Source organism: Pedobacter sp. KBW06 (genome assembly GCF_003852525.1).
GTDB lineage: Bacteria > Bacteroidota > Bacteroidia > Sphingobacteriales > Sphingobacteriaceae > Pedobacter.
In genome coordinates this window covers 418,789-427,296 of record NZ_QAJL01000003.1, presented here as the reverse complement: position 1 = coordinate 427,296, position 8,508 = coordinate 418,789, and the positions used below count along the sequence as shown (strand labels likewise).

At 41.3% G+C, this 8,508-nt stretch carries 6 protein-coding genes; 5 read left to right on the top strand and 1 reads right to left on the bottom strand.

Features of this window, described 5'->3' with window-relative positions; translation table 11 throughout:
- The 5 genes from DBR43_RS32965 to DBR43_RS16625 all read left to right on the top strand — a co-directional run.
- The coding region (locus DBR43_RS32965) for an Ig-like domain-containing protein (protein ID WP_158622520.1) at nucleotides 1-1,668 on the top strand (1,668 nt) is incomplete at its 5' end.
- A gap of 40 nt (nucleotides 1,669-1,708) precedes the next feature.
- Nucleotides 1,709-2,719 carry a type IX secretion system membrane protein PorP/SprF gene (locus tag DBR43_RS16640; RefSeq protein WP_124582777.1) on the top strand — a complete coding sequence of 337 codons (1,011 nt, stop codon included), beginning with the start codon at nucleotides 1,709-1,711 and terminating at the stop codon, nucleotides 2,717-2,719.
- Nucleotides 2,720-2,754: 35 nt separating this feature from the next.
- Nucleotides 2,755-4,707: an OmpA family protein gene (locus DBR43_RS16635; protein ID WP_158622519.1), complete on the top strand. Its 1,953-nt coding sequence runs from the start codon at nucleotides 2,755-2,757 to the stop codon at nucleotides 4,705-4,707.
- A 112-nt stretch (nucleotides 4,708-4,819) separates the two neighbouring features.
- Complete coding sequence (locus DBR43_RS16630; protein WP_124582773.1) at nucleotides 4,820-5,026, top strand: hypothetical protein; 207 nt, start codon at nucleotides 4,820-4,822, stop codon at nucleotides 5,024-5,026.
- A gap of 75 nt (nucleotides 5,027-5,101) precedes the next feature.
- Nucleotides 5,102-5,857, top strand: coding sequence for an SDR family oxidoreductase (locus DBR43_RS16625; RefSeq protein ID WP_124582771.1), 756 nt, complete (start codon nucleotides 5,102-5,104; stop codon nucleotides 5,855-5,857).
- 108 nt (nucleotides 5,858-5,965) lie between these two features.
- On the opposite strand, the gene DBR43_RS16620 is transcribed toward DBR43_RS16625, so the two are convergent.
- Entirely contained in the window at nucleotides 5,966-8,491 is a 2,526-nt protein-coding gene (locus DBR43_RS16620) for a zinc-dependent metalloprotease (protein ID WP_233603015.1), read from the bottom strand.
- Between the last annotated feature and the right edge of the window lie 17 nt (nucleotides 8,492-8,508).

Below are 8,508 nucleotides of genomic sequence, written 5' to 3'. Positions count from 1 at the left end.
AAAGGTGGAAACGTACATGCAGAATCAACTGATCCAACGCCAATTCCAGGTGCGCCGGTAGTTCCAGGTTGTACCGATTGTACGGTAACCCCAATTGATCAGGCTTCTGCTTTGAGCTTAACCAAAACAGCAGTTGTTGGAGTACACAATAAAATAGGAGACATCATCAACTACAATTTGGTAGTTAAAAACACTGGAAATGTAACGGTTACTGCAATTGCAATTACCGATGCCAATGCCGACGCAGGCAGTATCAGTCCTGCATTAATTGCTAGCCTTGCACCAAATGCTACAGCAAACATTACGGCTAAACATACCGTAACCCAGGCCGATTTAGACCGTGGTTATGTAACCAATATTGCCAAAGCTGATGGTAAGGATCCAAAAGGTGGAAACGTACATGCCGAGTCAACTGATCCAACACCGATACCAGGTGCACCAGTAGATCCGGCTTGTCCAAAATGTACCATAACACCGATAGAACAAAAAGGAGCGGTAGCTTTAGTGAAAATAGTAACCAATGCCGGAACAGGCGAAAATGGAGCCTTTGTATTAGGCAACCAGATTGAATATACCTTTATCGTTACCAATACAGGAAATGTGAGTCTGAAAGATCTGGTATTAAGTGATCCGTTGATAAGCAAGCTGAACATTACGATACTTGGAGTACTCCTTCCTGGTAAATCGGTAAATCATGTTGAGAAATACACCATTACCGCGGCAGATGTAGTAGCCGGTAAAGTAACCAATCAGGCGGTCATCAAAGCCACTGATCCTAAAGGTGGAAATGTAACAGATCAGTCAGGTACCGATACGAATAATGACAATCCTACGGTCATCACCATTGCTAAACCACCAGTTGTAAAAGACGATACCAAGGAAACACAGCAGAACAAGCCAGTGCTGATTGATGTACAGAAAAATGATGAACCTGGTAACAGTGACATTGTACCTGGTAGTACAACCATCATTACACAACCTAAAAACGGAACAGTTAAAGTCAATGCAGACGGTACGGTAACTTATACGCCAAATCCAGGCTATACGGGAACGGATGAGTTTACCTATACTGTAACGGATAAAAATGGTCAGATTTCCAATCAGGCTAAGGTTACATTGACTGTTGTTCCAACTAAGCCTGTAGCGATTGATGATGCTGCAGAAATCCAATGGAATACGGAGGTTAAAATCCCGGTATTGGGTAACGATAAAACTGATGCTGCTGCATTTGATAAAGGCACGCTTGAAATCACAGAACAACCTAAACATGGTACAGTAAAAGTGAATCCTGACGGTACAGTTACCTATTTACCAAACAGTGGATATACTGGCGCAGATACCTTTAAATATAGGATTAAAGATGAATATGGAAACTGGACCGATATCGCTATAGTAACGGTGAATGTGAAAGGATTCTTCATTCCAAATGTGATTACACCAAATGGAGATGGTAAAAATGACAGCTTCGTCATAGTGGGGCTGGAAAACTATAACAATGCAGATGTCACCATCTTCAATCGTTGGGGTAACGAAGTATATCGCAATAACAATTACAAAAATACCTGGACTGGTGAGGGACTGAATGAAGGAACCTACTATTACCTGATCAGGTTGAATAGTAGCGGTAAACAGGAAGTTTATAAAGGTTGGGTATTAATAAAAAGATAATTGATAAGGCCGGCGAAAGCCGGCCATATACAAACAGATTATGAACAAACATACCATAAAAAAAGTCATACTAGTATTTGGGGTAACCCTTGCTGGTCTGATGCCGGCAAAGGCACAGCAAAATATTCAGTTCTCCCAGTATATTTTTAATTCTTTAAGTGTGAACCCGGCTTATGCGGGATACAAAGAAGAATGGTTTGCACAACTCGCCCTAAGAAGTCAGTGGACCGGTCTTAGTGGCGCACCGAGAACTGGTCAACTATCCATTGACGGCGTAGCTGATGCTAATAAAAATGTAGGTCTTGGTTTGCAGATTACAGACGATAGATTGGGGCCGCAATCGGCTACTTCAGTTTACGCCAATTACGCCTATCGCTTAAGACTTAACGATGAGGATACCCAACGGTTAAGTTTTGGAATCGGGGCAGGTATTACCCAATATGGATTAGATGGTAATAAATTAAATCCCGTTGATTTTGACGATCCGACTTTGCCGGTAGGTAAAATCAGCACCACCATTCCGGATCTTCGTTTTGGGGTTTATTATTACAACCCAAACTTCTATATCGGTGCTTCGGCAATGGATTTACTTTCCGGAGATAAATCAACCAGCATTTTCAACTGGGATAAGAATAATGTGGCGAACCTGAAACGTAAGCGGCACTATTACCTGATCGCAGGTACTATATTTAATTTATCTGAAGATACTAAACTTCGTCCAAGTCTATTATATAAGGAAGACCTTAAAGGGCCTTCAAGTTTAGACATCAGTAGCATGTTCATCTTTGCTGAGAAATTCTGGATCGGTGGTTCTTACAGAACAGGCATCAATCTTTGGAAAAAGGATTATGCCAAAGACCAGGACCTGAGCAGCCTCAATTCCATATCTGCAATTGCCCAGTTTTATGTAACAAATACCTTTAGAGTCGGGTATTCTTATGATCACATTCTGAGCAAGCTCAGTAGCATACAAAATGGCACCCATGAAATTACCATTGGTATAACATTTCCTGGGAAAAACAGACGTTTACTTAGTCCCAGATTCTTTTAAGATCAATAATCGATATATCGTTTAAACTGATGAACATGATGAATAAAAAATTTACCAGATACATTTTTCTTTTAGGCCTTGGATGTGCTTTTCGTGTTGCTTCGGCACAAGAGCAACCTTCCTTGCGACAAAGGGCAGATCAACTGTATGCACAGTATAAGTATGCCAATGCAGCTTCTATATACCTGAAGCTGGCGGATACCAGGAAACCAAAGCTAACTGATCTGGAACGCCTGGCTGATTGTTACCGGAAAATGAACGACTATGAAGCTGCCGAGAATTGGTATGCAAGGGTCGTACAGGATCAGGAAAGTAAAGCAGAGAACCTGATCACTTATGGCACTATACTTAAATCTAATTCCCGTTATTCGGAAGCAAAAAAAGTATTGCAGCGCTATGCCGGCAAAAGTGGCGATACCCAAAGGGTAACTAATGAAATCGCAGGATGTGATTCGGCTCTGATATGGATGGCTAAGCCTACGGCCCATAAAATTAAAAATGAAGTGCAAGTTAATACAGCATTTGCTGATTTTGGCGTGTTCCCAATGGACAATAAAATTTACTATACTGCCGAACCTGAACAAAGTTTGTTAAGACAGAAAGATGGCCGAACCGGTAATCCTTTTTTAAGAATCTATACTGCCGATCGATCGACAGGAAATAGCTTAAGTTCGAAGCTGATTAATAAGTCTGTCTATAACGATGAGAACTATCACGTCGGTCCGATCATTTGCAATCAGAAAGGAAATGTATGGTACGTGACGCGTACATACCCTGGGCGTTCCGGAGAAATTAGTAAAGAAAACAAAACGAAATTCAGAACAAATAACCTGGAATTGTATATCTATACTGCAAATAACAGCAAATATGAAGTTGCTCCCTTTCTATATAATGATGTTAAAAATTACTCTGTTGGCCATGCTGCATTAAGTCAGGATGAAAAAACATTGTATTTTGTGTCTGATATGGCTGGTGGTTTAGGCGGTACAGACATCTGGTATTGTGAATTGCAAAGCGATGGCAGTTGGGGGAAACCTCAAAATGCCGGTCCGGCGATCAATACCAGCGAGGATGAAATGTTTCCTAATATCGCGACGGATGATACTTTATATTACTCCAGTAATGGCTTGCCAGGAATGGGTGGATTAGACATCTTTGTAGCAAAGGGTGAAAAGAACAATTGGTCTAAATCTGCAAACCTAAGATACCCGATTAACTCCGCCGGCGATGATTTTGCTTTCATTACCAATATCGTAAATGAAGATACAACGATGGGTTATCTTTCTTCTAACCGTAAAGGTGGAGTAGGAAGTGATGACATCTATAGTTTCAGCAAAATCAAACCTAAAATGATCCTGGCGCTGAAAGGCCTCACCTTAAATAAAAAAAATGGAGAGATATTGGAAGCTGCAACAGTGACTTTATACGCCAATGGCCGTCAGGTTATTGCCAAACAAAGCAGCAAAACTGATGGGACTGTCTTTTTTGAACTGGCCAAAGGAACCGACTATAGCGTACTTGGCCAAAAAGAGAAGTTTTACAGCGACTCTGCAACGGTAAGCACCAAAGGTTTAACAAAATCAGACACGTTAAGTGTTACCCTGCGCTTAGAGCCTTTATTTGAAATTGGTAAAACCATTGTCATTCAAAATATCCATTATGATTTTGATAAGGATAACATCCGCAAGGATGCTGCAAAAATTCTGGACGAACTGGTACGCACCCTGCGGGATAACCCCACACTTGAAATTGAATTGGGTTCGCATACCGACAGCCGTGGGATAGACATTTACAACCTGGACCTTTCCCAGCGTCGTGCACGTTCAGTGGTAAATTACGTGGTTAGCCGTGGCATTTCCAGAAGCCGCTTAACCGCCAAAGGTTACGGTGAAACACAATTACTGAACCGTTGTGCAAATGGAGCTAAATGCTCTGCTGCAGCGCACCAGGCAAACAGACGCACCGAGTTTAAGATTTTAAAAATGTAACCAAAACATCGGTCGTATTTGATGCAGGTTGGATATCCGGAAATGGTAAAAGAATTTGAACGGTACGGCTTAATAAGGAATTTTGATTTGAAATTTAATTGATTTTTATAAAATGCGTTTGACTATAAAAAATATCGAGGCTATAGATGTTACCCCGGCCTCAAAACCACATCGTTTTGATATTAATGTTAACGGAGTAGAAGTTGACGGTGTACTAACCCAAATTGATATTATTACTGCCATTAAATATTATGGTATGACGGAGCTATTGGATACAATAGGAGAAGAATATTTAAGATCACATCTGGAATGTCTTTAATATGTGGTAGATAGTGTTAACGGATTTATAAAATATCACGGAAAATTTATAGTAAAAATTTTAAATACTCATACAATGGCAAGAAACGATTTAAAAGGAAAAGTTGTCCTGGTTGCAGGTGGCGCAAAAAACTTAGGCGGATTATTGAGCCGTAATTTTGCCTCAAAAGGGGCAAAAGTAGCTGTACACTACAACAGTGATCACACAAAGTCCGATGCCGAACAAACATTGGCAGACATCTCAAAGGCAGGTGGAGAAGCTTTCTTATTTCAAGCAGACTTAACCAAGGTAGAAAACATTGCTAAACTTTTTAAAGCTACAAAAGAAAGGTTTGGTGGTATTGATATTGCGGTCAACACTGTGGGAATGGTATTAAAAAAACCTTTTTTAGAAACTACCGAAGCTGATTATGATGCGATGTTCGACATCAATTCAAAAGTAGCGTACTTCTTTATTCAAGAAGCAGGAAAACACTTGAATGACAATGGCAAGATCAATACAATAGTAACTTCTTTGCTGGCTGCTTACACCGGCCTATATTCTACTTACGCAGGTGCAAAAGCACCCGTAGAACACTTTACAAGAATGGCATCCAAAGAATTTGGAGATCGTGGTATTTCTGTTACTGCGGTTGCACCTGGCCCTATGGATACCCCTTTCTTCTATGGGCAAGAAGCACCGGAAGCCGTAGCTTATCACAAGTCTGCATCAGCGTTGGGCGGATTGACAAACATTAATGACATTGCACCATTGGTAGAGTTTTTAGTAACCGATGGATGGTGGGTTACCGGACAAACCATTTTTGCAAATGGTGGTTACACAACAAGATAAAATATCTTATAGAATAAAAATGGTAAAAAAAGAGGATGATCATTCTAATAATGACACATCCTCTTTTTACCATCAATAATTATATTGATCGCTTTTGATCAATATCGTTTAGATCTTTGGATTCAAAATTTTGTTAATTCTATCCGCCAGGTCTTCATAATGACTTTTAATCAATGGAGTTGTTGCCGTTAGCTGAAGTGCTTTTACATTCGCATTCAGTTTTTTCAACTCTGCACGAACCAATAACCTCATGTCAGAGCTGTTTGGATTGTAAGGCGTGATGCCCATAATCGCATACGAAGACTCAACAACCGGTTTATCCAGTTTCAATAATACCCCTAAACGATCTGCATAACTTCTTTGTAAAGCTCTTTTGAATACATCCGGTGTTTCATTTGAGAAGATCGCAACGCGAAGATCGGTCAGCAGGTTATTTACCGTATAGGCATTGTTTCCGTTTTTGATCTCATCGTCGATCATTCTGGCAAAACCATAAGTTTCCAACAGAGAAGTCAACACCTGGTTTTGCATTTCCATAATGCGGTTGTTCACCACACCATAGTCCACTCTGGCCATCATCGATTTGTTCAGCAACCAGTTTGGCGTGGTAAATACCTGTTTGTTCAGGAAAGCAATGGCCTGTTGTTGTTTTGCTTTCGGGGTATAAGAATAAACGGCACCCGGCTCGTCTACGGTTTTGATGTCTTCCTGCAGTCCGCTGATGTTAGCCACCACATGGTTTACATAACGTCTGTACTGACGGATCACTTCATAATATAAGTCGTTCGCATCTTCCAGCTCTTTTCCTGGTTCATAGGTCCATTTCTCAATGTTGGGAAGGATTCTTTTCAGGTTCTCGATTCCATAAGTGCTGGCTTTCATGGCATTGTCGCCAAGGTCTTCACTTTGTGCACGCGGATCAATAGAACCTTGTTTTCCGTAGAAATAAACCGGATCTTTTGATTTCTTCATGATCATCGCATCCAGGATCTTTTTCTCTTCTTTTACGGATTGCTGAGCAGGGAAATACGTATAACCGAATTTAATCGCAAACTGATCGTAGGCACCGATTTTAGGATAGATCTCGGTAATGCCATCACCAGGCTGTGCAATATAATTAAAACGTGCATAGTCCATGATCGAAGGTGCCGTGCCATATTTAGCGGTGAAGGTTTTAGAACGTAAAGAATCTACCGGGAAGGCAGCACTGGAACCGAAATTATGTAGTAATCCCAAGGTGTGTCCTACTTCATGAGAAGAAACGAAACGAACCAGTTGGCCCATTTGTGCATCACTGATCTCCGTACCTCTGGCTGCAGGATTGATGGCTGCGGTCTGTACAAAGAACCAGCTTCTCAATAGCGACATCACATTGTGGTACCATCCGATATGGCTCTCCATGATCTCGCCTGATCTTGGATCTGCGATCCTCGGACCATAAGCATTTTCTGTAGAGGAAGCAAAATAACGGATCACCGAATAACGCGCATCTTCTGTGCTGAATTCGGGATCTTCCTGTGCAGTAGGTGCTTCTTTAGCCACGATTGCATTTTTAAAGCCGGCAGCTTCGAACGCAGTATTCCAGTCGTTCACCCCCTGAATCAGGAAGGGTACCCATTTTTTAGGCGTTGCAGGATCGATATAATAAACAATCTGTTTTTTAGGTTCTACCAGCTCACCGCGGCTGTAGGCAGCTTCATCTTTGGGCTCTAATCTCCAGCGTTGGATATAAGCAGTAGGGGTAACGTGTTTATCGCTGACACTGAAATCCAGTTGTCTTTCTGTAAAATAACCGATCCGTTTATTTTCTGTACGGGCTTTCATTGGGTCTTTTGGAAGCAATACCATCGAAGTGTTCAATCCGAAAGTCATGGCTCCAACACTTTTATCTGCCGGAAGTTCCGGGCTTCTGTATGTCTTTACCGTTTTTACTTCCACATTCTGAGGGAAACTTTTTACCGTATCCACATAAGATCTGGTATTGTCAATTCCGCTGATTTTGTAAGTCTTTTTCAAACCTTCAGGAAGGGACATTCCCGGAATATCACCATTGTAAAAGTCGGTGATGTCGATCAAAATACCTTTGCCATTGCTGCTGAAAGCTTTGATGTCAAAGACCGCAAGGATGGGCAATGCATTGGAGTTTTCTAAGGCCTGGTGCAGGTCTGACGACGGATCTGCTACGTAAGTATAGCTGGGTACTCTGATGAAGATCTGCTTATCGCGTCTTTCCCATTTCCAAACCTGGTTGTTGATCATCTCTCCGCCATATTGAGCCCTTGATTCTTTCAAGGCTACCGGTGTCTGGGTAAAACGGGTCACCACTAACATTTCTCTGCCTAACAGGGAATCCGGGATCTCGTAATAGTACTTCTGATCTACTTTATAAATATTGAATAACCCGCCATCGGCTTTGGTGCCGGCAGGGATGACTTCTGAAAACTTTTTGATATTACTCTTTTTGATTTCCGCTGTTTTTGCTGTCGTATCTTGCTTTGACTTTCCGGCAATACTGCCCGGCCATTTGGTTTTCTGAGCATAACCATTAGCGATGGTAAATGCAGAAAGCATGATCAGAACAGCAGCCTTGTTCAGGCTGCTGTTTTTTAGTGATAAAGTGGATCTGAAATTCATTAAAGGATTAAATTGAT

Excerpts from the sequence above, each read along its gene's own strand:
- DBR43_RS16635 (WP_158622519.1), top strand. The coding sequence starts at position 2,755 with ATGATGAATAAAAAATTTACCAGATACATTTTTCTTTTAGGCCTTGGA.
- DBR43_RS16625 (WP_124582771.1), top strand. The coding sequence starts at position 5,102 with ATGGCAAGAAACGATTTAAAAGGAAAAGTTGTCCTGGTTGCAGGTGGC.
- DBR43_RS16620 (WP_233603015.1), bottom strand. The coding sequence starts at position 8,491 with ATGAATTTCAGATCCACTTTATCACTAAAAAACAGCAGCCTGAACAAG.
- DBR43_RS16640 (WP_124582777.1), top strand. The coding sequence starts at position 1,709 with ATGAACAAACATACCATAAAAAAAGTCATACTAGTATTTGGGGTAACC.
- DBR43_RS16630 (WP_124582773.1), top strand. The coding sequence starts at position 4,820 with ATGCGTTTGACTATAAAAAATATCGAGGCTATAGATGTTACCCCGGCC.